Source organism: Acidaminococcus hominis, from assembly GCF_022484025.1.
Lineage (GTDB): Bacteria > Bacillota > Negativicutes > Acidaminococcales > Acidaminococcaceae > Acidaminococcus > Acidaminococcus hominis.
Map to the genome: position 1 here is coordinate 749,569 of NZ_JAKVMG010000001.1, position 20,914 is coordinate 770,482.

The following is a 20,914-nucleotide window of genomic DNA, read 5'->3' on the forward strand; positions in this document are numbered from 1 at the left end:
TGGCCTTTCCCCCCTTTCGTAAGGCTGCAGATAGATTCTCCCCAGAATCTTGGCAGGCATATTTACTAGCAGCAATTCCTGTTAGTATAATTTTTACTCTTTCCACTTTTATTATAAGATTGTTATTAAATAATGTCCAAGGGATTCTGTGTATTTAACCCAGAGCAAAATTGTTTGACAGGTATATTGTTACAAAGTGTACGTTTATAAATTTGATGAATTATTAAATTTATGGTAAATATATAGTGTTTTTTAACAACAAACAGCCTTTTCACTTGACAGCTGTTCGCAATTGGCGGACAAAAGTAGGATTAGCGGTGACAAGAACCACCTCAGGCGGTTGACATCTGCCAATAACCTACATATAATAACAGCTATGGCAAGTGTACCAATTCGGGGTACACTTCATTTTATTGGAAGAAAAGGGGTATTGTTTATGTCTAATGCGGAACAGAAAGACCAGGTCCGGGAGCAGGCCCGTGAAATCATTCACGGCAGCCGGGCCCACAAGAACAACCGTCAGTTGGCCCTATGGCTTGGGGCACTGGTGGCAGGAACTATTCTGGGCTGGCTGGGGATTCCGGCGCTGAATCAGCTTTTCAACTTTATTGCCACGGTATTCACACGTTTATTCCAATTTATTGCAGTTCCCACCATCGCCCTGGCGGTCATTACCACCCTGTCGGCTTTGGGCGGCAAAAAGGAAACGGGCCGCATCTTCGCCCATGCTGTCACCTACACTCTGCTGACCACCATCTGTGCCGCGGCTATCGGCCTGCTGCTCTATCTCTGGATTGCTCCCGGCAACCTGCCTTTGGAGCTGATCAATCAGGGTACGGCGGCTGTGCCGCAAAAGCTGGAAAAGGTATCGTACTACGAACATTTCCTGTCGGTTATTCCCAATAACATTCTCCAGCCTTTCCTGTCCGGCAACGTGCTTTCCGTCATGCTGATTGCTGCCGCTTCAGGCCTGGCGCTAGCCTTTATGCCCAAGACGGAAAACCGGGAAGTCCTCCTAAAAGGGATTCACGGTTTGGAAGAACTGCTTTTTACCCTGATCCGTGCCCTGCTGTGGGTATTGCCCGTAGGCATCCTGGCTTTCGCAGCCCAGCTGTCCTCCCAGATTGAAGCTGGGGTCATTGTAGGGGCCATCGGCAAATACACCCTGGTTATCCTGGCTGGCAACCTGATTCAGTTCTTCCTTGTGATTCCGCTGTTTTTGGCAGCCCGGGGGCTGAATCCGCTGCACGTGTTCCGCAAGATGGCTCCGGCCATTGCGGTGGCGCTTTTCACCAAGAGTTCCGCTGGCACCCTGCCGGTAACCCTGGCCTGTGCGGAAGAAAATATGCACGCCCACAAGCAGGTATCCCGCTTCGTGCTGCCCATCTGCACCACTATCAATATGAACGGCTGCGCTGCCTTTATTCTGGTTACCTCCCTGTTTCTGATGCAAAATGGAGGCATGGAACTGACTCTCAGCGGCATGATTGGCTGGCTCTTTGTGGCGGTACTGGCTGCGGTAGGCAACGCCGGCGTTCCTATGGGCTGCTACTTCCTGACCCTGTCCCTGATGTCCTCGGTGGGCGCGCCCATTGGCATCATGGGGATTATCCTGCCCATCTACACCATCATTGATATGGTGGAAACCGCTGAAAACGTATGGTCCGACTCCGCTGTCTGCGCCATGACCAACCACGACCTGGCCGACGAACTGGATGACGATGATGACAACAATGAACCGGCGCTGGAAGTGTAAGAAAGAAATTTAGAAAATTAAATCTAAAAGAACCGTACGAGAGCTGATCGTACGGTTCTTTTTTATATTCACCTTGGTTCATGCAGTTAAGTAGTAATAAAGCATCGGGCCGCAGACTCTTGGCCCTAAGGAGTCGAGAAAGGGTGCATTCCCCCTCCCCTGCCGACCGGTCTGTCCTGCAAAGCAAGGTTACAGCTGCCCTTGCACCCGGCAGTGCCACCCCAACATTAACGACAAAAAAAGCAGTCCCCCAAAACCGTTCTGGTTTCAGGGGACTGCCTTTTATTCTATTTCCAACCTTCAAAAGAAGGCGGTTTCTTACATGGCCTTGTGGGCTCTCCGGGCGATAACGTCCAGCTGTTGTTCTTTGGTCAGGTCGATGAATTTCACGGCGTAACCGGATACGCGGATGGTGAAGTTGGCGTATTCAGGTTTTTCCGGATGTTCCATGCAGTCGATGAGTTTTTCCACGCCGAACACGTTTACGTTCAGGTGGTGAGCGCCTTGGTCAAAGTAACCGTCCATAACCCGTACCAGGGATTCCTTTTGTTCGGGTTCGCTGTGGCCCAGGGTTTCAGGGCTGATGGTCTGGGTGTTGGAGATACCATCCAGAGCGTATTCGTACGGCAGTTTGGCTACGGAGTTCAGGGAAGCCAAGAGGCCGTTTTGTTCTGCGCCGTAGGCGGGGTTAGCGCCAGGTGCAAACGGAGCGTAGGCTTTTCTGCCGTCAGGCATAGCGCCGGTAGCCTTGCCATATACTACGTTGGAGGTAATGGTCAGGATGGAGGTGGTGGGTTCGGAGTTGCGGTAGGTATGGTACTTGCGGATCTTGTTCATGAAGGTCTTCAGCAGCCATACTGCAATTTCGTCAGCCCGGGGATCGTCGTTGCCGAAGCGCGGGAAGTCCCCTTCAATCTTATAGTCCACAACCAGGCCGGATTCGTCACGCACGGTGGAAACCTTGGCGTATTTAATGGCGCACAGGGAGTCAACTACATGGGAGAAGCCTGCAATACCGGTAGCGAAGGTTCTTCTTACATCGGTATCGATCAGGGCCATTTGGGCAGCTTCGTAGTAGTATTTGTCGTGCATGTATTGGATCAGGTTCAGGATGTTGACATACAGGCCAGCCAGCCAGTCCATCATCAGATCGTATTTATGCATAACTTCATCGTAGTCCAGCACTTCAGAGGTGATGGGAGCGTATTCCGGACCTACCTGCATATGTTTGCCGTCTTTGGTCAGGAATTTTTCGTCCTTACCGCCATTGATGGCATACAGCAGGCATTTGCCCAGGTTGGCTCTGGCGCCGAAGAACTGCATTTCCTTACCGGTCTGGGTAGCGGATACGCAGCAGCAGATGCTGTAGTCGTCGCCCCAAACGGGTTTCATCACGTCATCATTTTCGTATTGGATGGAGGAAGTGGTGACGGAGATATGGGCAGCGTATTTCTTGAAGTTGCTGGGCAGCTGGGAGGAATACAGCACGGTCAGGTTGGGTTCAGGAGAAGGACCCATGTCTTCCAGGGTATGCAGGAAGCGGTAGTCGTTCTTGGTAACCATGTGACGGCCGTCCATACCAATGCCGGCTACTTCCAGGGTAGCCCATACAGGGTCGCCGGAGAACAGCTGGTTGTAGGAAGGAATACGGGCGAATTTCACCATGCGGAATTTCAGGGTCAGATGGTCGATCAGTTCCTGGGCTTCCTGTTCGGTGAGGGTGCCTTCCTTCAGGTCACGGGTGATGTAGATATCCAGGAAGGTGGAGATACGGCCTACGCTCATGGCAGCGCCGTTCTGGGTTTTGATGGCAGCCAGGTAGCCGAAGTACAGCCATTGTACAGCTTCTTTGGCGTTGGTGGCCGGTTTGGAAATGTCGAAGCCATAAACTGCAGCCATTTCTTTCATTTGGCCCAGGGCACGGATCTGTTCAGCCAGTTCTTCCCGTTGACGGATAATGTCGTCGGTCATCATGCCGCAGCCGCAGATAGCCAGGTCAGCTTTTTTCTTCTCAATCAGGAAATCGATACCGTACAGGGCTACTCTTCTGTAGTCGCCAACGATACGGCCGCGGCCGTAGGTGTCGGGCAGGCCGGTAACGATGTGGCTGTGACGGGCACGCTTCATTTCCGGGGTGTAGGCATCAAATACTGCCTGGTTATGGGTTTTGTGGTATTCGTTGAAGATTTTGTGGAACTTGGGGTTTACGTGATAGCCGTAGGTTTCTGCAGCTTCTTCCGCCATTTTGATACCGCCGTAAGGCATGAAGGCACGTTTCAGGGGTTTGTCGGTTTGCAGGCCAACCACTTGTTCCAGATCCTTCAGGGATTCGTCAATATAGCCAGGGCCGTAAGCAGTCAGGCTGGAAACCACTTCAGTTTCGCAGTCCAGAACGCCGCCTTTTGCCCGTTCTTCTTTTTGCAGTTCCTGTACTTTGCCCCACAGTTTATCGGTGGCTTCGGTAGGACCAGCCAAGAAGCTTTCATCCCCGTCGTAGGGGGTGTAGTTCTTTTGGATGAACTCTCTAACGTCTACATCGTCGGTCCATTTTTCGCCTTTGAAGCCTCTCCATGCCATGCTTTGGGTAATGCTGTTCATGAAAATCCTCCTTAAAATGTTTTTGTTTGTCTTCCGTTCTCGATGGGTTTATTCTAACTTTCTTGCCGCCGGGTTTCCTTGATTTGAATCAAAGTTTACATTCAAACCGATGTTAACCCCGTCCATCCAGGATCTTCTGGGCCCATTCCGTTTGTTCCGGCGTGGGTGGCTTTACGTCTTTGAGTACGTAAGGCAGTCCCAGGGTTTCCCATTTGTACTGGCCCATACTGTGGTAGGGCAGCACTTCCACCTTCTGCACATTGGGCAGGCTGGCGATGAATTCCCGGGTCTTCCGGAGATCCGCTTCGCCGTCCGTATAGCCGGGCACCAGTACCTGACGCACCCAGATGGGTTTGCCGATTTCTGCCAGGTAATGGAACAGGTCCACAATGTTGGCATTGTCCTTGCCAGTGAGCTTTTTGTGGGCTGCCGGGTCAATGTGCTTGATATCCATCAGCAGGATATCCGTCAGTTCCATCAGCTGCTGGAATTTGCCAAAAAACGGCTCTTCCCGGGTAAAGGGCTGACCGGCCGTGTCGATACAGGTGCCGATGCCTCTTGCCTTGGCTTTCTGGAACAGTTCCAAAAGAAAATCTAATTGCAGCAGGGGCTCACCGCCGCTCACGGTTATACCGCCTTCCGGTCCCCAGTAGGGACGATAGCGTTCCGCCTGATTCAGCAGTTCGTCGGCCGTCTTTTCCTGACCGCCTGCCAGATTCCAGGTGTCCGCATTGTGGCAGTATAGGCAGCGAAGGCTGCACCCCTGTACGAAAATAATGAAGCGGGTCCCAGGCCCATCTACGGACCCAAAGGATTCAATGGAGTGAATCCGTCCTTTTACCATCTTTATACCTCCTGGTAAAACAAAATGGCTATATATTGGGGGTGAGGGTCCAACCCATCCCCTTTATATAGCCATTTTACTAAATTTTGTCAACGGAATCTTTGATTACAATCAAACATTCCTTAGGGTTTGGCCAAGGCTTTCAGCCCGGCAGCATTCAAAAGCTGCATACCACTTTGGCCCACTTTCTTTATCAGACCCTCCCGTTCCAGCTCCTGGAGCTTCCGGCTGATGGTCTCGGGCCGCAGGCGCACGCTGGCGGCAATGTCGTCCAGGCGCAGGGTCACCAGGTCCCCGGCCTGATGCCGGTAGAGATAGTCTAAAAAACCGGCAATCCGGGCCTTGGGCTCAGCAATGGACAGCAGCAGGTTACGCTGGTTGGCGTCGTGGAGTTTTTTGCTCAAGAGGCCAATAATCTTCAGCGCGATCTCCGGCTCCTGGATTTCCCGTTCAAAATCTTTCAGGTATAGCTTGCAGTAGTCCACATCCGTCAGGCACATGGCCCCATAAGGAAATACGCTGCCGTCAATAAAGGCCCCTTCCCAGATGGTGTCATGGTCGGCAAAAATGCCTACAATCTGCTCCCGGCCGTCCCCGTCGTAGGTACTGAGTTTTACACGCCCCTTGTGGATTACATAGATGGCATCCACCGGCGTATCTTCTTGGAAAATATAACTGCCCTTTTTCTGTTTCTTGCGCAGGGCCAGCGCCATGAGCCCCCGGACTTTCTCTTCCGGCAGGCCCGCCAGGAAATCTACGTGTTCCAGACAGGAATCTCCGCAGTCCTCACATTGGATGGGTATCCGTTCGGACAATCCCTGGTCCCCCCTTTCTTGCCAAGGCTGCCGGCGGTATAGGCCCGCAGCCTGCTGCCTGAACCAGCTAAGCCGGTCTGGCAGTACTTCGTTAGTTCGCTTTATTCGCCGCGTACAGGGCCTGGAATACGGCCTGGAGCTTTTTATCCCGCTCCTTCTTGGCCGCCTCTCCCCGTCCGCTGCTGTAGTCGTAAAAGCCTTTGCCGGTCTTGACCCCCAGGTCACCTCGGTCCACCTTTTCTTTGAGAATGGTCGGCACTTCGTGGCCGTCAGCCAGGTCCGGCATCAGATAAGAACTGACCCCGGCAAAGATATCCAGGCCGCCAAAATCCATGGTTTCCAAAGGTCCCAGGCAGGCCCAGCGGAAGCCCAGGCCGTACTTCATGACGGCATCGGCGGCTTCGGCACTGACCACCCCCTGCTCCACCATATGGCAGACTTCCCGGACCACTGCCAGCTGAATCCGGTTGGCAGCAAAGCCCGGCACGTCCTTTTCGATGACTGCCGGCTTCTTTTGGATGGCCAGAGCCAGGTCGTAGATGGCCTGGGCGGTTTCCGGGCTGGTCTTGTCATTTTTGATGATTTCAATCAGAGGAATCAGCGTAGGCGGATTGAACCAATGCATACCCAGGAACCGTTGCGGCCCCTGCACGGCCTCTGCCAGCTTGTTGATGGACAGGCCGGAAGTATTGGTAGCAATCAGGGTGTCCTTCCGGGCCAGGGCAGAGATTTCCTTGTAGAAATCCAGCTTGATGGCCAGGTCTTCCACGATATTTTCCACAATCAGGTCGCAGTCCGCAAAAGCGGCCTTGTCCGTCGTGTAGGTAATTTTGTCCGCTGCTTCCGGGGCAATCTTGGTTTTGGCTTTATCCAGGGTAGCCTGGCGATGGTTCCAGAGAATCACCTGGTAGCCAAAACGGGCAAAGATTTCGGCCATGGAGTAGCCCATGGTGCCGGCACCGGCAATGGTAATTCTTGCAATTTTCATGAGTAAGACTTCTTTCTCTTTTCAGTATGCAGAATTGTTATAATAGATTTTTTAATCGTTTGTAGTGCAAAAAGTCGTCATTTTCTCCTATTTTCCGAACATTATCGATGGTTGAAATCTCGAACGTTTCGACTTCATCTTCCTGGATATGCACGTCTGATGCGGTAAAAGGCAGGATAAACTGGTAGATATCTACGAAATAATTATTGTGTTCTTCCGGACTATCGTTCCGGTATGTATGGATTAATTTGCCTTGTTCCTTTAATACTTTTAAACCTGTTTCTTCCTGTACTTCCCGCAAAACGGCTTCTTCCGAGGTTTCGCCGGCCCGCACGCCGCCGCCGGGAATCTCCCATTTCAGGGGTGCCCATTCTTTATCGGCTTTGCGCTGGGTAATCAGCAGCCGGCCCTCCGGGGTCTTCACCAGGGCCAGCACGGTCAGGTGGTAATCTCCGTCCTGCATATGCCAGTCGTTCCGTTTCATGGTGCGGCCGGTAGGCTGCTTATTGCTGTCATAAATGTCCCACAATTCCATCCAATTCACCGCCTTTTCATAATGCTTCTATTATAAGCGTGGAAAAGGCTTTGGGCAAGGGGGCAGAACAAAGGCCGAACAATCCGAAACAGGGTACGGCAAGCCTTGCAAGAGGCCAGAAAACAGAAAACGAGGGCCTGCACAAAGGCAATCGCCTTGCACAGACCCTCGCAAAATGCAGTGGTTACGTTTTATTTTCCCCGGTTAGCTTTGATTCTATCCTGCACTTGCTTGTATTCCGGATCATTGTCAAAGTCATAGGTATTCTTGGGACCTACAGCATAGTGGAGCCACAGGAAATCGTCCGCCAGTTTTTCCACGTCCAGAAGTTTAAAGACCACTGGCGCATCGGTGGAAAGGCCGGGTTTAGCCAAAAACAGGGGCTGGGTGTCCGGGTTGCCGTCGGCTGCCGGAGCCATGACGATGCTCATTTCGTCCACCAGACCGGCTTGGACAAAGGACCAGTTGATGGTACCGCCGCCGGCCAGCATCATGGATTCCACGTGGAGCAGATCCTTTGCCTTTTTGCACAGCAGTTCTAGGTCGGGCTTATCCGTACCGCAGATCAGGTAGCTGATGCCCAGGCTGCGCAGGTAGGCCTTATAGGCGTTGGGGGTAGCTTCCGTCAGCACTTCCACCACGTGCATGGTCCGGCCGCTTTCTTCCAGGGTATTTTTCGGCCAGCAAATCCGGCCGTGGGTGTCCATGACCAACTGGTACACTCCCAAAGCAGCGCCGGGAGCCAGGTAGTCTCCGGCAGGTACGGGGGCTGCGTTTTCATCCAGCTCCGGTTTCTTGTAATAGGTGTAGTTATCTTCAATGGTAATCCTGCCTTCTAAGGTGGCTTCATACTGGAAGCGGGCCTCGGGTCCAAAAATCATCTTGTAGAACACGTCGTTTTCCGTGTTGGTTTCCGGAATCCACAAATATTTGCCCATAATCTTTCCGTCCAAGGACGTTTCCATATGGCAGAAAATAAAGGGGCGATCAGTTTTGTTCATGTTGAAACCTCCTTTGTGTTTTCCCTTTTATTGTACACGTTGGGGAATCAATAAGCCAATGCTTATTGTTTTGCCTTTGCTATGCCTAAACCGTATGGAACTAGTCCTTAGGGCTGCTCCTCCTCCGGGTCACCAGCCAAGAACTCGGTTTTGCCTTCCTGGTCCTCCCGGATTTCCGCCTGGTAGAGGCCCACGTGCTGCAGGGCTGCCACCACATCGTAGACGGTGCGGCCTTCGGCATCGGCATACAGTTCCCCCACCCCAGGATTATCCTGGGTAAACAGGTTGTCCGCAAAGGCCAGGTCCTGGCGCTGGGGTATGCCCAGCAGGGTGAAAATTTGCTTCAGGGGGCAGCCCTCCGTATCGTCCCGCAGGAGCATTTCGTTATACTTGTACTTGCCGATTTCCGAATGGGGTCCGCCAAAGCCAAAGGCGGACAGCCCATCGTTTACCAGTACGTCCCCGAACACCTCCAGAAGGTCCAGGGCCTCCTTGGCATCGATGGCGTCCAGATAGTATACACCATTATGGGTGCCCGCCATAATCCCGGGCTGATCCCCTTTGGGTTCCTGGAGAATTTTTTCCTCATTGCTCTTTAGCGGCACCTCCAAAAAGAAAAAGAGGCTCTCCTTGGGGTGCAGGGCCAAATAGTTCTCGAACACCGGCCGGATATGCTCGGCACTGACCTGGGCATCGGCCTTGTTTTCCTGAAGCAGGAACCCTTCCTGCAAAGGCTCTGCCTGTGCTTCTGGAAGGGCAAAGTGATTGCCCTTCACAAATTGAAATATTCCCATAGCTCTCCCCCGTTTCTGCTGCTTGGTTTCCGTCCTTGGGTGCAAACTTCCTTTTATCTATTTCGAGAGAAAAAAGGGGAACCCTGCAATAGCGGCAGGATTCCCAAGTAATTTTATTATTCCAGGCCCCAATTGGGGTCCTTGTACAGGCTCCGGCCCACGCCTATCAGGTCCGCAGTCCCTGCAGCCAGGGCCTTGTTCACGTCTTCCGCCTGGGTATAGCCGCCGGTGAGCAGCAGCGGCAGGTCCGTTACCTGACGGATGGCCCTGGCCTGGTCCCCGAACCAGCCGGGCGCCGTAATACCCGGGAGCACATAGCCGCACAGGCCGCCGGTAAGGCTGAGGAAATCAATATTTTCCTGGGCCAGCAGCAAGGCCGCCTGGGCTGCGTCTTCGGCAGTGCTGCCGCCGGGGGTATAGTCGCTGCCCCCCAGCCGCACGGAAACCGGGTAGTCCGAGCCGACGGCTTTGCGAACGGCGTGGATGACCTCCCGGAGAAAACGGGTGCGGTTTTCCAGATTCTGGGGGCCGTACTCGTCCTCCCGCTTGTTGGTCAGGGGGGAATAGAACTGGTTCAGCAGGTAGCCGTGGGCACAGTGGATTTCCACCCCGTCGTAACCAGCTTCCTGGGCTCTCCGGGCCGCCTGGGCGTACAGGTCCGTAAGCTGGTGAATCTCGTCAACGGTCAGAGGCCGAGGCGTTTCCTTCAGCACGGGAACATTGCTGGCGGAAAGAATCTGTCCGCCGGTATGCTCGCTGGCGGTCTTGGCGCCGGCGTGGTTAATCTGGGAAATGACAGCAATCCCCGGCCGGGCAGCGTGGAGCCGTGCCACCAGCGCCCGGTGCTGGGGCACCAGCCGGTCTTCTGCCAGGGACAGCTGATTGCCGCCGGTGGTGCCGCTTTTGGCAATATAGGCGTGTTCCAGCTCAAGCAGCCCCACCAGGGGATTTCTAGCAATGGCCTCGTAGTGGCGAAGCAGCTTTTCCGTGGGAGCACCGTCCTCGGCACCGGAGCTGTGGGTAGCCATGGGCGGGCACACCAGCCGAGTGGCCAGGGTAATATGCTTTAATTCCAGTTTCTCTTGTATTGCAGTCATACTTTTCTCCTTCTGCCGCTAGGCGGCACACTGCCAAGGGCACGGGCCGGGCTGGCAGAAATAGTTGGTTTCAATTTATTTGGCAGTTTATACGGTGCGCATCCGGTGCCGACGTTCCTGAAGACGCCTTGCCGTTACGTCGTCCATTTGCAGCAGCAGCTGGTCCACTTTGGCAAGGGCCTGCTGCCGATCCTTGGGCAGACGAGCCACCATCAGAATGCTGCTGGTAGAGGTCACCGTATCCACCGTAATGGGGTTCTGGAAATTCTCCAGCAAGGTCCGGATTTCCAGAAGCCGTTCCCGCTCGCTGGCTTCCTGGAATTCGCCCCGGGCAGCCCGCTGGGCCAGTTCCGTTCCAGGCAGCAGGGCTACATTGGTCAGATACATATAGTAGGGATGAATCTGGTTCCAGATGGCAGCGCTTTTCCGGGCGGATTCTTCCAGCTTCCCAGCACCGGCCAGACCTCCCAGGTAGATGCTCCGGTAGGGCAGACCTGCTGCATCCATTTTACCACAGGCTTCCACAATTTCGGCAGCCTGGTAGCCTTTGTTCATGGCAGTCAGCACCGCGTCATCCCCGCTTTCAATGCCCAGCACCAGGTCGTCCAGCCCGTGGGCCTTGATGCGCTTGATATCCTCCACCGTCTTATCCCGGAAATCCGCTACTGTGGCATAGGTGGACAGTCGGGCGTCAGGATAATACTTCCGAATCAGGTCCCACACGGCAATCTGTTTTTCCGTGCTGAGCACAAAGGGGTCTCCCCCAGAAGCCCAGATGTCCCGGGCATCCGGCCAGTTTTCCTTGGCTTCCTGGAGGTCCTCCTCAATTTGGGACAGGGGTGCCACCCAAAAGGGCGTACCCTCATAAAAATTGCAGAAGGCGCAGCTGTTGTGGGAACAGCCGGCGGTCACTTCGATAAACAAACTATTAGCGTCCGTAGCGGGGCGGACAATGGGTCCATGAAAATGCATAATTGCCTCCTTATAATGTATCAACATTTCGTGAAATTGAGATATGTATGGTTAGAAATAGCCCTGGCTAGGTTATGCAGCGGTTGGCAGCGGAACCTGGCCGCCCTGCCTCCTCCAGCGGCCAATTGGGGTGTTACAGTTCGGTTCCGATGTACTGGGCTAACTTCTGGATGCCCTCCTCGTTCCGACGGTAATAGGTCCATTTGCCGAAACGGCGGGATTCCAAAAGTCCGGCCTGCTGCAGCAGATCCAAATAATGGGAACCTGCGGACTGGGCAATGTGTGCCTTGTCGCAGATGGAGCCCACGCACACCCCCCGCTCGAAGCTGTCTCCGTCGGGAATGTGCAGACCCTGGGGCGGAAAATATTTTTCCGGCTCCTTGAGCCATTGCAGGATCTGCAAACGTTTTTCGTTTGCCAGTGCTTTGAATACGTCTAGGGGTTCCATGGACTCTATTATATCTCATTTTCGAGATTTGTCAATTTTTTACTCCACCACTGTGCTACAATAAAGGGGACAAAGGAGTTGATCGTATGGAGCTGCGGGTTCTTCATTACTTTTTGATGGTGGCCAAAGAAGAGAATATTTCCCATGCGGCAGAGCTGCTGCACATTACCCAGCCCACCCTGTCCAGGCAGATGTCCGACCTGGAGGAGGAACTGGGCACGCCGCTTTTGGTCCGGGGCAAGCGGAAAACCACCCTGACGGACGCCGGCCAGGTGCTGTACAAACGGGCGGAGCAGCTGATTTCCCTGGCCCAGCACACCAAGGCGGAACTCAGCCACCAGGGGGAGATTGCCGCAGGGGACATCTACCTGGGCTGCGCCGAGTCCAAGGCCATGGGGCTTTTGGCCCAGGCGGCCAAGGTGCTTCACGACAGCTACCCCGGCATCCACTACCATCTCTACTCTGCCAAGGCCGACGACGTAACGGAGCGGCTGGACAAGGGACTGCTGGATTTTGGGCTGCTGATTGAGCCCGGCTCCATTCGGCAGTACGACAGCCTGGAGCTGCCCATTCGAGACGAATGGGGTGTCTATATGCGCAAAAGCTCTCCCCTGGCCCAAAAGGCTGCCCTAAAGCCCCAGGACCTGTGGCAGGAACCGCTGTTCATTTCCCGGCAGACCCTGGACACCCACGAGCTCTACCACTGGCTGCAGCGCTCTCCCGACGAGCTGAATATCCTGGGCACCTACAATCTGGTGTACAACGCGTCCCTGATGGTGAGCGCAGGCCTGGGCAGCGCCCTGTGCCTGGACCAGCTGATTCCCACCGGGCCGGACTCGGAGCTGTGCTTCCGGAAACTGGACCCGCCCCTGTACGCCCGGGTGTATCTGGTGTGGAAAAAGGAACAGCTGCTGAGCAATGCAGTGAAGCTGTATTTGGCGGAAGTGCAGAAACTGGTCCAGGCATAAACTTAATCATGTAAAAAGAAGAGGCTGTGAAAAAATGAGCTTTCATTTTTTCACAGCCTCTTTCTCATTCATCAATTAGGCCAAGGGCTTAGTCGTCGTCTTCGTCCATAGCTTCCGCCATTTCCTGCCACAGCTGGGCTTCCTCCGGTTCTTCCCAGTCGCTGTAGATGGTGCTCAGCCGCTGCGCGGCTTTTGCAGCGCAGGTTCCGCCCAGGGAGTAGGTCTTTTTCAGCAGTTCCACAGCTTTTTCCGGGTCCGCCTCCACTCCGCTGCCGTTCCAATAGCTCTGGGCCAGCAGGTAATAGCCCTGGGCCTGGCCCAGGTCCCCAGCGATTTTGTTCCAGGCATTGGCTTCTTCGTACTGGTCCTGGCTCAAATACAGGTTTCCCAGCTCCTGGGCAGCAAGGCCTGCCAGTTCCTCACCGCACGCATAGGTTTTCCGCAGAAACTCCAGGGTTTTCTCCAAATTTGCAGGAACCCCTTTGCCGGCCGCATAGCAGGCCGCCAGGGCATAGTACCCACACTCAAAGTCCAGTTCTGCGGATTTTTGGAACCAGCTGAGAGCTTCCGCAAACTGCTCCTGGTGCAAATACCACTGGCCCACGTTAAAGGCCGCATCACCGGCGGGTTCTCCGCCCATTTCATAGGCCTTCACATACAGGTCCCGGGCTTTTTCCCCATCCTGGGGGACCCCGTCACCGGCTTCATAGCAGCCGGCCAGGTTGAAATAACCGCCGCCAAAGCCCTCGTCCCCGGCTTTTTTGTACCAGGCTGCGGCCTCCACATAGGCACTCTCCTCCTGGGCATAGTAGAGCCCCACCTGGTTGGCGGCTGCGCCCTTGGTTCCGTCCCCGATATTGCTGGCCTTGATGTAGAGTTCCACCGCTTTTGGCAAATCTACAGCGGTGCCCAAGCCCTTTTTCACATTATCCGCCAGATGGTACCAGCCCCAGGGATTTCCCGCTTCCCCGCACTTTTCACACCAGGCGTTGCCTTCCACGTATTTGCCGGCCTCACAGTACAGCTGGGCCAGTTCATAGGCAGCGTCCCCGGCAGCCTCGCCGCCTTGGGCATAGGCCTTTTGGAAGTACTTCCTGGCCAGCTCCTGATCCTCAGGAATGCCCCGGCCCAACAGGAGATTCCGGGCCAGATTGTACCAGCCCCAGTCGTAGTCCTTTTCGGCTGCCTTTTGGAACCAGGCATTGGCTTCCACCGGGCAGCCCTGGGCAAAATACGCCCGGCCCACGCCATTGGCGGCTTCCCCGGCAGTAGCGCCGCCCCGTTCGTAGGCCTTACGCAGGTATTTTTGGGCGTTGGGAAGGTCTTTTGGCGTTCCCAGACCCACCAGACAGCACTGGCCCAGGTTGAACATTCCCAGGGTGTCTCCCAGCTTCGCCGCTTTTTGGAACCATTCCACCGCCTCCGGGTACTCTTCCAGGTTATAGAGGAGCTCTCCCACTTTATTGGCTGCGCTTCCCTTGTACTTTCCAGGCAGGTTATAGGCGCGCTGATAAAAAGCCTTGGCCAGGTCCAAATCTTCAGGAAAGCCAAGTCCTTCCTGATAAGCATCTCCCCACCGAAGCCAGGCTTCTTGGGAACCCTTGTCGGCTGCCTCACGGAAATAATAGATTGCCTGTTCATACTTCTTTTGCAGCTGCAGCAGCACCCCTACGGCCGTAAGAATGCCGGCATCTCCTTTTTGGCCGGCCCTTTTCATCCAGTACAGGGCCTTGTCAGGATCCTGGGGAACCCGCTTGCCGTTTTGGTACAGTCTGGCCAATTCACAGGCCGCATAGGAATTTCCCTGCTCAGCTGCTGCTTTAAGCTCCGGCAGCACCTTTTGCACAGCCTCCGTAATGGCCTCGCCTTCCTGCAAAAAGGCAGCGTTCAGCCGGCAGAGCACATCTCCCAGGGCAGCACCCCTGCGTGCCCAAACTTTACCTGCCTCATAGTCCTGCCGGTCCTTGGGCAGCAGGTTCCAGTACAGCTCCGTCAGGAAATACATGGCAGGGCTGAGACCTGCCTCTGCGGCTTGCTCAAAGTAGGGCAGGGCTTCCTCATACTGACAATGGCTAAAACAGGAAAGTCCCTCTTCCAGGTTTCCTTCCGGGGAAAGCTCCGGCACGTCCTGCTCCTGGTCTTCGTCAGTGTCCTGGTCTTCGTCAGTGTCCTGGTCTTCGTTAGTGTCCTCGTCGTCTTCAGTTTCCTCGTCTTCGGCTTCAGCTTCTTCGGCCTCGCCTTCAGCGGTATCGTCCTCTTCCTCCGCCAAAGGTTCGTCAGTTTCTGGGACTTCTCCGGGAGCAGGGCCTTCCAGCCCCTCCAGGCGCAGTTCTTCACTGCTTAGGCCTTCAAACGGTCTAGCCTCGCCCAGGCGCTCCTGCTCCTGGGTTTTCTGGGCGGCAATCGCCTCCGTCTCCTGCCGCAGATTTGCTGCGGCCTTTTCCAAATCCGTCAGCACCGCAAGCTTTTCCCGCTGCTGCTCGTTTCTTTCTCTGCTATCCACCATAAAACAACGCTCCCTTCGCTGCACTTAATTTCTAGGATTCGGCGCATTCCTGTGCCAGGGGTCCGTCACTTCACCGGCTAACGGATCCGGTCCAAACCGGTTAGGACCCCGGGTGCCCCGGACGCCCACCATCAGCCCAAAGAAAATCAGGCTCACCAGGGAACCCAGAATTTCGCTATTCTTCAAAATCGCCTCCAGCAGGCCGATTCCCAAAAGATACCAGCCGGACTTTCCCAGGTCGTGAAGCCGCCGCACGGACAGGCACCAGGTCCAAGCCCAGCCCAGCAGGAGCAAGAGTCCTCCCACCAGGTACAGCAAAGCCCCGTACTCCACCCCCAAAACCAAAAGGAAAATCCCCAGCCCCAGGGCCAGCAGGGCTCCCAGGCTTTGGAGCAGATACTGCTTCCGTCCAATTCTTCCGTGGAAGGTCATGTTTTGGGAAAAATAATTTTTCAGGCTTTCGCCCATCTTCCTCATCCTTTCTCTAATCCTTACAGCTAAAGAAATCCAACCGCACAAGTTCCCCTTTCTTGACCGCTCTTTATACTACTTTAAGTATAGCAGAAGCCCTGGGGTGAATATTTCCCAGAAAAGAGAATCTTTGGGCGACGTTAAACGAGCCGAGAAAATTCCCGGTAAAGCAAGACTGCCGGCCATTTTGCGCCCAAGCTGGCTGCCTGAAAAAGTCTCACAAAATTCGAAAAAGGACTTCCTGACCCCGGACTTTTCTGCTACAATAAAGGAATTGAATGTGTCCAATTTGTGACCTAAGGAGCTGATTTTCCATGAATCTGACCTATTGGCTGCCCTTTTTCGTGGTGGTGTTCAGCAATACCTGCTACCATATTGTGGCCAAGTCCACCCCGGCGGGAGCGCCGCCTTTTTTGTCCCTGTGCGTCACCTACCTAGTGAGCTTTGTAATCAGCGCCGTTATCTACGCCGCTACCGGGCATTCTTTCCACCAGGACTGGAGCCAGCTGAACTGGACCAGCTATGCCTGGGGCTTTGTGCTGGTGGCCCTGGAAGCCGGCTACGTTTTTCTCTACCGGGTGGGCTGGAAAATCAGCGTGGCCTCGCTGTTTCTGAATGTTTCCGTGGCCCTGGCTCTGATTGTCATCGGGCTGGTGGTGTACAAGGACCACCTGTCCCTACGGGAAATGGCGGGGGTGGCCTTCTGCCTCTTAGGCATCGTTTTCCTCCACGGCTGACCAAATAACGCGAAAAATGTCTTCCAGCACTGGCTGCCGGGGGATTTTTCTGTCTGCCTGGCCCTTGCCAGGGCTGGGCTTTCCAGGCCTTTTCCTGGGGGTTAATTATGGTATACTATGATTGCTAAAAATTCTTAACGAAAGAGGTTGGGCCCATGAGTACAATTTACAGCAAAGACCTGCGGGGGGAGGAGTCCACAATTACTGTAGAAGACGATGCTCTGGAAGCACGGAAACGGCGTGCGGTCCCCACGAAGCGGGGGCTCTATCCCCACGAGCTGCTGCTCCTGTATTTTGCGCCCACCTTTTTCAGCGAAAAAAGCCTGAACCATTTTCCCGCCGCCTGGCGGGAGGCTTATACCCTGAAATATCCCCAGGAAGTGCTGCATTCCTTGGAAAAACGCGGTTTTCTTGAGCCCGCTCCTGCCCTCACCTGCTTGAAGGCGCTTCCCCTGCCGGAGTTGCGGGAAGCCGCAAGAGGGGTTAAACAGCAGTTTCTAAAAATCATACAAAGCCATATAAACATGATTATTTTGTACAAAATTCGAACAATATAATTGCATTTTGTAATATAATAGTATTAATAATTTACAGAATGGAGGTGATGCTGTGATTGTCTCTAAAACTTTTACGATTGAAACACGACTCAATCAAAATGATAATGCTGATCTAATTAAATACGTCAAGGAGTATAATGCTCTCTATGGCAGAATGTTACGCTTTGCGTGGCATCGTTATAACAATGGCGGCAAGTTTTCTGTAAAGAAAAGCCAGTTCAATACGCTTTTACAAATACAATTTGGAGTAAACAAGCGTTTTGCTAATTCTGTTATCTCTGAAGTCGAGGGTTTATATCGAGGCTTATATCAGTTGAAATGGTATGAGTATAAGCAGTTGAGTGGAAAAATAACGAAACTCTACAGTAAACGGAATAAACTTTGTAAACAAGTATTTGCTTTGAAGGAAAAAGCTCGAAACAATCAGTTGTCACCTTCTGCTTTGAGATATTATCGCAGGCAAAAAGAGAAAATCTTTTACACGGGTCAAAAGATTAACCGCCTCAAACAAAAGCAGGCTAACCTGCTGAAAGAGCTTCAGAGCAAAGATTTGCATCTCTGCTTTGGCTCAAAGAAGCTGTTTTATGCACAGCATAATCTTGAAAACAATAATCTGACAAGTCATAAGGTCTGGCTGGAACATTTCCGTGAGCAGAGAGATAATCGTTCCTTGTATATCGGAGCGAAGGATGAATTTCGCTGTAATCAGATACTGCAACTAACACCAATGGTACACTCGGGTAAAGGTAATCGTTTCGTTATTCAGCTGCGTAAGAACACAAAAGCTCGGGAGTACGTTTATGGAGCTTGTATTTTTAAGTATATGAGCAGCTTGCTAGCAAAAACCATTGTACAGAAAAGCCATGGCGTTAGCTATCGTATCGTATTCCGTGGCAGCAAGTGTTATCTGCAAGCTATGGTAACGTTCGATATAGATACCGACAGCTACAGGACCCGAAAAACGTATGGAACGATTGGCTTGGATTACAATGATGGCTTTATCGAACTTGCCGAGACCAATGAAACGGGAAATCTTGTCGGGCTAAAACACTATGATTTGCATTATCATGGTATGGGAAATAGAGCAAAGTCCGAAATTCGAGAGATAACTGCTAAGATTGTAAACTATGCAATTTCTGTCGGTAAAGACATTGTTATTGAAGATTTAGACTTTAGAAAATCTAAGTCAGAAGTCATCAAAGCAAAGTCAGCCCAAGGCAAGGCATACAATAAAATAATTCATGCCTTTGACTATTCGAGATATAAGGAAACTTTCGAAAATTGTTGTTTTAAACGAAATGTTAATTTGATTCAAGTCAATCCTGCTTATACAAGCAAGATTGCAAAGCAAAAATATTGTGACAGAAAGAAACTCATTATTCACCAAGGAGCAAGTTATGTTATTGCTCGTAGAGGTCAGGGCTTCGCAGATGAATATATAAGCAAAAAGAAGTCCTCATAAACAAAAACTTCCGTTAAGAAAGAACTGCTTTCAAGAGATTGCAGTCCTTGTACTTAACGGAAACTATAAAATAGACAACAACAGTTATATTTTGTTGTGCCACTTAGCAATAAGAGAAACAGAATTGAGCTGTTGGTAAATATGAGTGTGCCGTAACACTCGAAATCATTGGGAATTTGTCTTACCCTGTTTTGTATGATTTTATTTTACGGTGGGCGTCTCTGCTTCCTTTTATCGGGAAATCATGCTCCTGCGGCTCCAGGAAGCAGGCCTGGTGGAAAAAGCGGCTCAGGAGCTCTCCTACCATCTGTATCAGCGCACTGCCAAGGGCGAAGCCGAGCTGGCGGAAAATCCCTACGTGGCCTATATTTGTGACAGAAATACCATTACCCTTTGGGATATGAACAGGCTGCTGGCTGGCGCAAAGCCGGGAGATTCCTTTCAGGACCTGATTTGGCAGTACTATCAGCAAAAGGCCCGAGAGTGCTACGAACTGGGGCATATGGAGGAGTTTCTGGGCTGGCGGCAAACCATGCTGGACTTTCTCTTGCAGAAAAATGCTGGGGGGCTGCCTTTTATAACTGGTGCGCAGTTTTTGCCTACCAGTTTGCTCACCTGGCCTATCAGGACGACCTGACTCCCACTGCCAAGAACCTGGGAATCCATCTCAACCATTATTTGGACTACCTTTACGAGTATCCCCGGCGGCCCTCCGACAAAATGGTTGAACAGCTGCAAATGCTGCGAGACAGGCTGGGCTGGGAATCGGATCTGGAATTCTACGGACGGGCAATGCGGAATTTTCAGCGGATTGATTCCCTTTTCAGTCCGTACTCACCAGCAGACTATGCCGATTTGCTTTTGGCCCTGAGCAATGTTGACTACAAGTTCCTGCTGGACTTTGAAATGGGAATGGAAAAGCAGGTCAGGGCCCGGCTGAAAACCCTGCCTCAGGCAGCCCGGAAGCGGAGCCGGGTCACCCCCGGCATCCGCTGGTGGTAGGCAGTAAAGCAATAAATAAATAGCCCCCAGAGAGGCAGCTTGCCTTTCTGGGGGGTATTTCATGGTAGATCTATACGGGAGGGTGTTCTCACTCCATTTCGTCCCGCTGGGGCGTCCATTCGGGCAGTGGGTCCGGTCCCAGGGGATCCCGGGAGGTTTCCACAATTTCCAAAATGGTTTTTACTTCCGGCAGGGGCACGGGGGAATCCGCCGGATTGGCATAGAACACCTGGGTCACCCGGCCTTCCTGGTCCGTACCAGCTTCTGGGCCCGGTACCCGGACCACGTCTTCTGGATAGATATTGTCCGTATCGGAGCAGAAGTACGCCTTTTTGCCATCCGCTAGTTCTACCTGGCACAGGGCCACGTCCCCCTGCCGGGGAGCCCGGCGGCTGTAGGATTTTTCCTGGAACAGCACGGCGTAGATGGTCAGGGGGAACAGGGTCCGGGCTACGTCCATAAAGTAGGCCCAATCTTTGGCCAAATGGGGCGCATCGTAGATATTCCGGGTCCGGTGCTCCTTGCCGGCGGCGGTGGTTACCCGCAGGTCGTACAGGGTATAGGTTTCGGGTTTGGGGTCCTGGGGAAAGTCAAAATTATCCTTGATTTCCTGCCGCCAGGGCAGGATTTCCCGGAACACTTCGATTTCATCATTTTGGTGGGAAACGCTGAGCTTTTCCCCGTGGTCCCCTTTCAGGGTGACCTTGGCCTTATTTTTCACCAAATCCACCACAAACTTTTCCTTACTGCCTTCAGAGTTGTCCGTACCGGGCTTCAGGCGGATTTCCATATACAGGGCGTCTGCCGCATTGCCGTCCAGCAGCGACAGGTCTTCCCGCTTGCAGGCCATGCGGATCAGGGTGGACAGGCCTGGCAGCCGGCCCGGTTCTTCTTCCAGCAGATGGGCAGCCTCCACGGTTTTGCCTCCTTCGTAGTACAGGATAACCTGCCAGAAGGGCTGGTCCTCTGCCTCCGGGTTCAGCGGATCCCGTTCCTCGGTAATGGCAGCCAGCCGGTAATAGGCCACAACCTTCTGGGCCCGTTCCATTATCCGGCGGGCCAGTTCCTCATGGGTCTCGAAGGCAAAGGGTTCCCCTTTGCGCTTGCCGGTGACCACTTCTCCCGGCCGCCACCAGATGGCTCCCATGCCCTTGCCCTGGCTGGTTACGGTAACTTCCTGGTAGATAATATCCCGGTTGTCCTTGTTATCGTCCGGGCGGGTGATGACCACCACTTTTTGGGGCAATTTCCCCAAGAATGCATCCATTTCTGTATCTCTTGCCATACACTAACGCCTCCGTTCTTTAGTTTCCGCCCAGTTTCCCTAGGGACCGGCGGCTTATTGCTGCTAAAGACTGGGCCC

Annotated in this window: 20 protein-coding genes; 7 read left to right on the forward strand and 13 right to left on the reverse strand. The window is 53.2% G+C overall.

The features are described 5' to 3' along the window. The first annotated feature begins 436 nt into the window (after positions 1 to 436). Positions 437 to 1,756 carry a dicarboxylate/amino acid:cation symporter gene (locus LKE88_RS03115; protein WP_105325450.1) on the forward strand — a complete coding sequence of 440 codons (1,320 nt, stop codon included), beginning with the start codon at positions 437 to 439 and terminating at the stop codon, positions 1,754 to 1,756. Positions 1,757 to 2,074: 318 nt separating this feature from the next. Here LKE88_RS03115 and pflB read toward each other — a convergent pair whose 3' ends face one another. The 10 genes from pflB to LKE88_RS03165 all read right to left on the reverse strand — a co-directional run bounded on the left by pflB (position 2,075) and on the right by LKE88_RS03165 (position 11,848). Continuing rightward, positions 2,075 to 4,354 carry a formate C-acetyltransferase gene (gene pflB / locus LKE88_RS03120; protein ID WP_231086415.1) on the reverse strand — a complete coding sequence of 760 codons (2,280 nt, stop codon included), beginning with the start codon at positions 4,352 to 4,354 and terminating at the stop codon, positions 2,075 to 2,077. Positions 4,355 to 4,466: 112 nt separating this feature from the next. Next, complete coding sequence (pflA, locus tag LKE88_RS03125; RefSeq protein WP_105325449.1) at positions 4,467 to 5,198, reverse strand: pyruvate formate-lyase-activating protein; 732 nt, start codon at positions 5,196 to 5,198, stop codon at positions 4,467 to 4,469. A gap of 122 nt (positions 5,199 to 5,320) precedes the next feature. Further along, positions 5,321 to 6,013 carry a Crp/Fnr family transcriptional regulator gene (locus LKE88_RS03130; RefSeq protein ID WP_105325448.1) on the reverse strand — a complete coding sequence of 231 codons (693 nt, stop codon included), beginning with the start codon at positions 6,011 to 6,013 and terminating at the stop codon, positions 5,321 to 5,323. 91 nt (positions 6,014 to 6,104) lie between these two features. Continuing rightward, positions 6,105 to 7,001, reverse strand: a complete 897-nt coding sequence (locus tag LKE88_RS03135; protein WP_105325447.1) for a 3-hydroxyacyl-CoA dehydrogenase family protein — start codon at positions 6,999 to 7,001, stop codon at positions 6,105 to 6,107. Between the two features lie 37 nt (positions 7,002 to 7,038). After that, positions 7,039 to 7,536: an NUDIX hydrolase gene (locus tag LKE88_RS03140; RefSeq protein ID WP_105325446.1), complete on the reverse strand. Its 498-nt coding sequence runs from the start codon at positions 7,534 to 7,536 to the stop codon at positions 7,039 to 7,041. Between the two features lie 191 nt (positions 7,537 to 7,727). Further along, on the reverse strand, positions 7,728 to 8,537 hold the full coding sequence (locus LKE88_RS03145; protein WP_105325445.1) for a RibD family protein: 810 nt from the start codon (positions 8,535 to 8,537) through the stop codon (positions 7,728 to 7,730). Positions 8,538 to 8,644: 107 nt separating this feature from the next. Beyond that, positions 8,645 to 9,331, reverse strand: coding sequence for a hypothetical protein (locus LKE88_RS03150; RefSeq protein WP_105325444.1), 687 nt, complete (start codon positions 9,329 to 9,331; stop codon positions 8,645 to 8,647). A 116-nt stretch (positions 9,332 to 9,447) separates the two neighbouring features. Beyond that, positions 9,448 to 10,428 (reverse strand): NADH:flavin oxidoreductase, encoded by a 981-nt coding sequence (locus LKE88_RS03155; protein ID WP_231086413.1) that lies wholly within the window; start codon positions 10,426 to 10,428, stop codon positions 9,448 to 9,450. Positions 10,429 to 10,515: 87 nt separating this feature from the next. Further along, on the reverse strand, positions 10,516 to 11,400 hold the full coding sequence (locus LKE88_RS03160) for a radical SAM protein (protein WP_158572352.1): 885 nt from the start codon (positions 11,398 to 11,400) through the stop codon (positions 10,516 to 10,518). Between the two features lie 133 nt (positions 11,401 to 11,533). Beyond that, complete coding sequence (locus tag LKE88_RS03165) at positions 11,534 to 11,848, reverse strand: ArsR/SmtB family transcription factor (RefSeq protein WP_105325441.1); 315 nt, start codon at positions 11,846 to 11,848, stop codon at positions 11,534 to 11,536. Positions 11,849 to 11,934: 86 nt separating this feature from the next. Here LKE88_RS03165 and LKE88_RS03170 point away from each other — a divergent pair, with 86 nt between their 5' ends. Continuing rightward, positions 11,935 to 12,816 carry a LysR family transcriptional regulator gene (locus LKE88_RS03170; protein ID WP_231086409.1) on the forward strand — a complete coding sequence of 294 codons (882 nt, stop codon included), beginning with the start codon at positions 11,935 to 11,937 and terminating at the stop codon, positions 12,814 to 12,816. A gap of 88 nt (positions 12,817 to 12,904) precedes the next feature. On the opposite strand, the gene LKE88_RS03175 is transcribed toward LKE88_RS03170, so the two are convergent. Both LKE88_RS03175 and LKE88_RS03180 read right to left on the reverse strand, forming a co-directional pair. After that, a complete protein-coding gene (locus LKE88_RS03175) occupies positions 12,905 to 15,322 on the reverse strand; it encodes a tetratricopeptide repeat protein (RefSeq protein ID WP_231086407.1) in 2,418 nt (805 codons plus the stop codon). A 24-nt stretch (positions 15,323 to 15,346) separates the two neighbouring features. Next, the gene (locus LKE88_RS03180) at positions 15,347 to 15,790 is read right to left on the reverse strand and encodes a DUF805 domain-containing protein (RefSeq protein ID WP_158572350.1); all 444 of its coding nucleotides are present in this window, start codon (positions 15,788 to 15,790) and stop codon (positions 15,347 to 15,349) included. A gap of 317 nt (positions 15,791 to 16,107) precedes the next feature. On the opposite strand from LKE88_RS03180, the gene LKE88_RS03185 reads away from it, so the two are divergent. The 5 genes from LKE88_RS03185 (at position 16,108) to LKE88_RS03205 (ending at position 19,551) form a co-directional block, all read left to right on the forward strand. Beyond that, positions 16,108 to 16,530 (forward strand): hypothetical protein, encoded by a 423-nt coding sequence (locus LKE88_RS03185; protein WP_105325438.1) that lies wholly within the window; start codon positions 16,108 to 16,110, stop codon positions 16,528 to 16,530. 155 nt (positions 16,531 to 16,685) lie between these two features. Further along, complete coding sequence (locus tag LKE88_RS03190; RefSeq protein ID WP_105325437.1) at positions 16,686 to 17,087, forward strand: hypothetical protein; 402 nt, start codon at positions 16,686 to 16,688, stop codon at positions 17,085 to 17,087. A 52-nt stretch (positions 17,088 to 17,139) separates the two neighbouring features. Continuing rightward, a complete protein-coding gene (locus tag LKE88_RS03195; protein ID WP_276802743.1) occupies positions 17,140 to 18,549 on the forward strand; it encodes an IS200/IS605 family accessory protein TnpB-related protein in 1,410 nt (469 codons plus the stop codon). Between the two features lie 211 nt (positions 18,550 to 18,760). Then, positions 18,761 to 19,186, forward strand: coding sequence for a hypothetical protein (locus LKE88_RS03200; protein ID WP_158572336.1), 426 nt, complete (start codon positions 18,761 to 18,763; stop codon positions 19,184 to 19,186). 41 nt (positions 19,187 to 19,227) lie between these two features. Then, positions 19,228 to 19,551, forward strand: a complete 324-nt coding sequence (locus LKE88_RS03205; protein ID WP_118286980.1) for a hypothetical protein — start codon at positions 19,228 to 19,230, stop codon at positions 19,549 to 19,551. Positions 19,552 to 19,639: 88 nt separating this feature from the next. Here LKE88_RS03205 and LKE88_RS03210 read toward each other — a convergent pair whose 3' ends face one another. Next, positions 19,640 to 20,836, reverse strand: coding sequence for a hypothetical protein (locus LKE88_RS03210; protein WP_105325433.1), 1,197 nt, complete (start codon positions 20,834 to 20,836; stop codon positions 19,640 to 19,642). Between the last annotated feature and the right edge of the window lie 78 nt (positions 20,837 to 20,914).

Coding starts and splice junctions, on each gene's coding strand:
- LKE88_RS03150 (WP_105325444.1), bottom strand. CDS start 9,331: ATGGGAATATTTCAATTTGTGAAGGGCAATCACTTTGCCCTTCCAGAA.
- LKE88_RS03170 (WP_231086409.1), top strand. CDS start 11,935: ATGGAGCTGCGGGTTCTTCATTACTTTTTGATGGTGGCCAAAGAAGAG.
- LKE88_RS03160 (WP_158572352.1), bottom strand. CDS start 11,400: ATGCATTTTCATGGACCCATTGTCCGCCCCGCTACGGACGCTAATAGT.
- pflA (WP_105325449.1), bottom strand. CDS start 5,198: ATGGTAAAAGGACGGATTCACTCCATTGAATCCTTTGGGTCCGTAGAT.
- pflB (WP_231086415.1), bottom strand. CDS start 4,354: ATGAACAGCATTACCCAAAGCATGGCATGGAGAGGCTTCAAAGGCGAA.
- LKE88_RS03115 (WP_105325450.1), top strand. CDS start 437: ATGTCTAATGCGGAACAGAAAGACCAGGTCCGGGAGCAGGCCCGTGAA.
- LKE88_RS03210 (WP_105325433.1), bottom strand. CDS start 20,836: ATGGCAAGAGATACAGAAATGGATGCATTCTTGGGGAAATTGCCCCAA.
- LKE88_RS03155 (WP_231086413.1), bottom strand. CDS start 10,428: ATGACTGCAATACAAGAGAAACTGGAATTAAAGCATATTACCCTGGCC.
- LKE88_RS03190 (WP_105325437.1), top strand. CDS start 16,686: ATGAGTACAATTTACAGCAAAGACCTGCGGGGGGAGGAGTCCACAATT.
- LKE88_RS03140 (WP_105325446.1), bottom strand. CDS start 7,536: ATGGAATTGTGGGACATTTATGACAGCAATAAGCAGCCTACCGGCCGC.
- LKE88_RS03165 (WP_105325441.1), bottom strand. CDS start 11,848: ATGGAACCCCTAGACGTATTCAAAGCACTGGCAAACGAAAAACGTTTG.
- LKE88_RS03185 (WP_105325438.1), top strand. CDS start 16,108: ATGAATCTGACCTATTGGCTGCCCTTTTTCGTGGTGGTGTTCAGCAAT.
- LKE88_RS03180 (WP_158572350.1), bottom strand. CDS start 15,790: ATGGGCGAAAGCCTGAAAAATTATTTTTCCCAAAACATGACCTTCCAC.
- LKE88_RS03145 (WP_105325445.1), bottom strand. CDS start 8,537: ATGAACAAAACTGATCGCCCCTTTATTTTCTGCCATATGGAAACGTCC.
- LKE88_RS03135 (WP_105325447.1), bottom strand. CDS start 7,001: ATGAAAATTGCAAGAATTACCATTGCCGGTGCCGGCACCATGGGCTAC.
- LKE88_RS03175 (WP_231086407.1), bottom strand. CDS start 15,322: ATGGTGGATAGCAGAGAAAGAAACGAGCAGCAGCGGGAAAAGCTTGCG.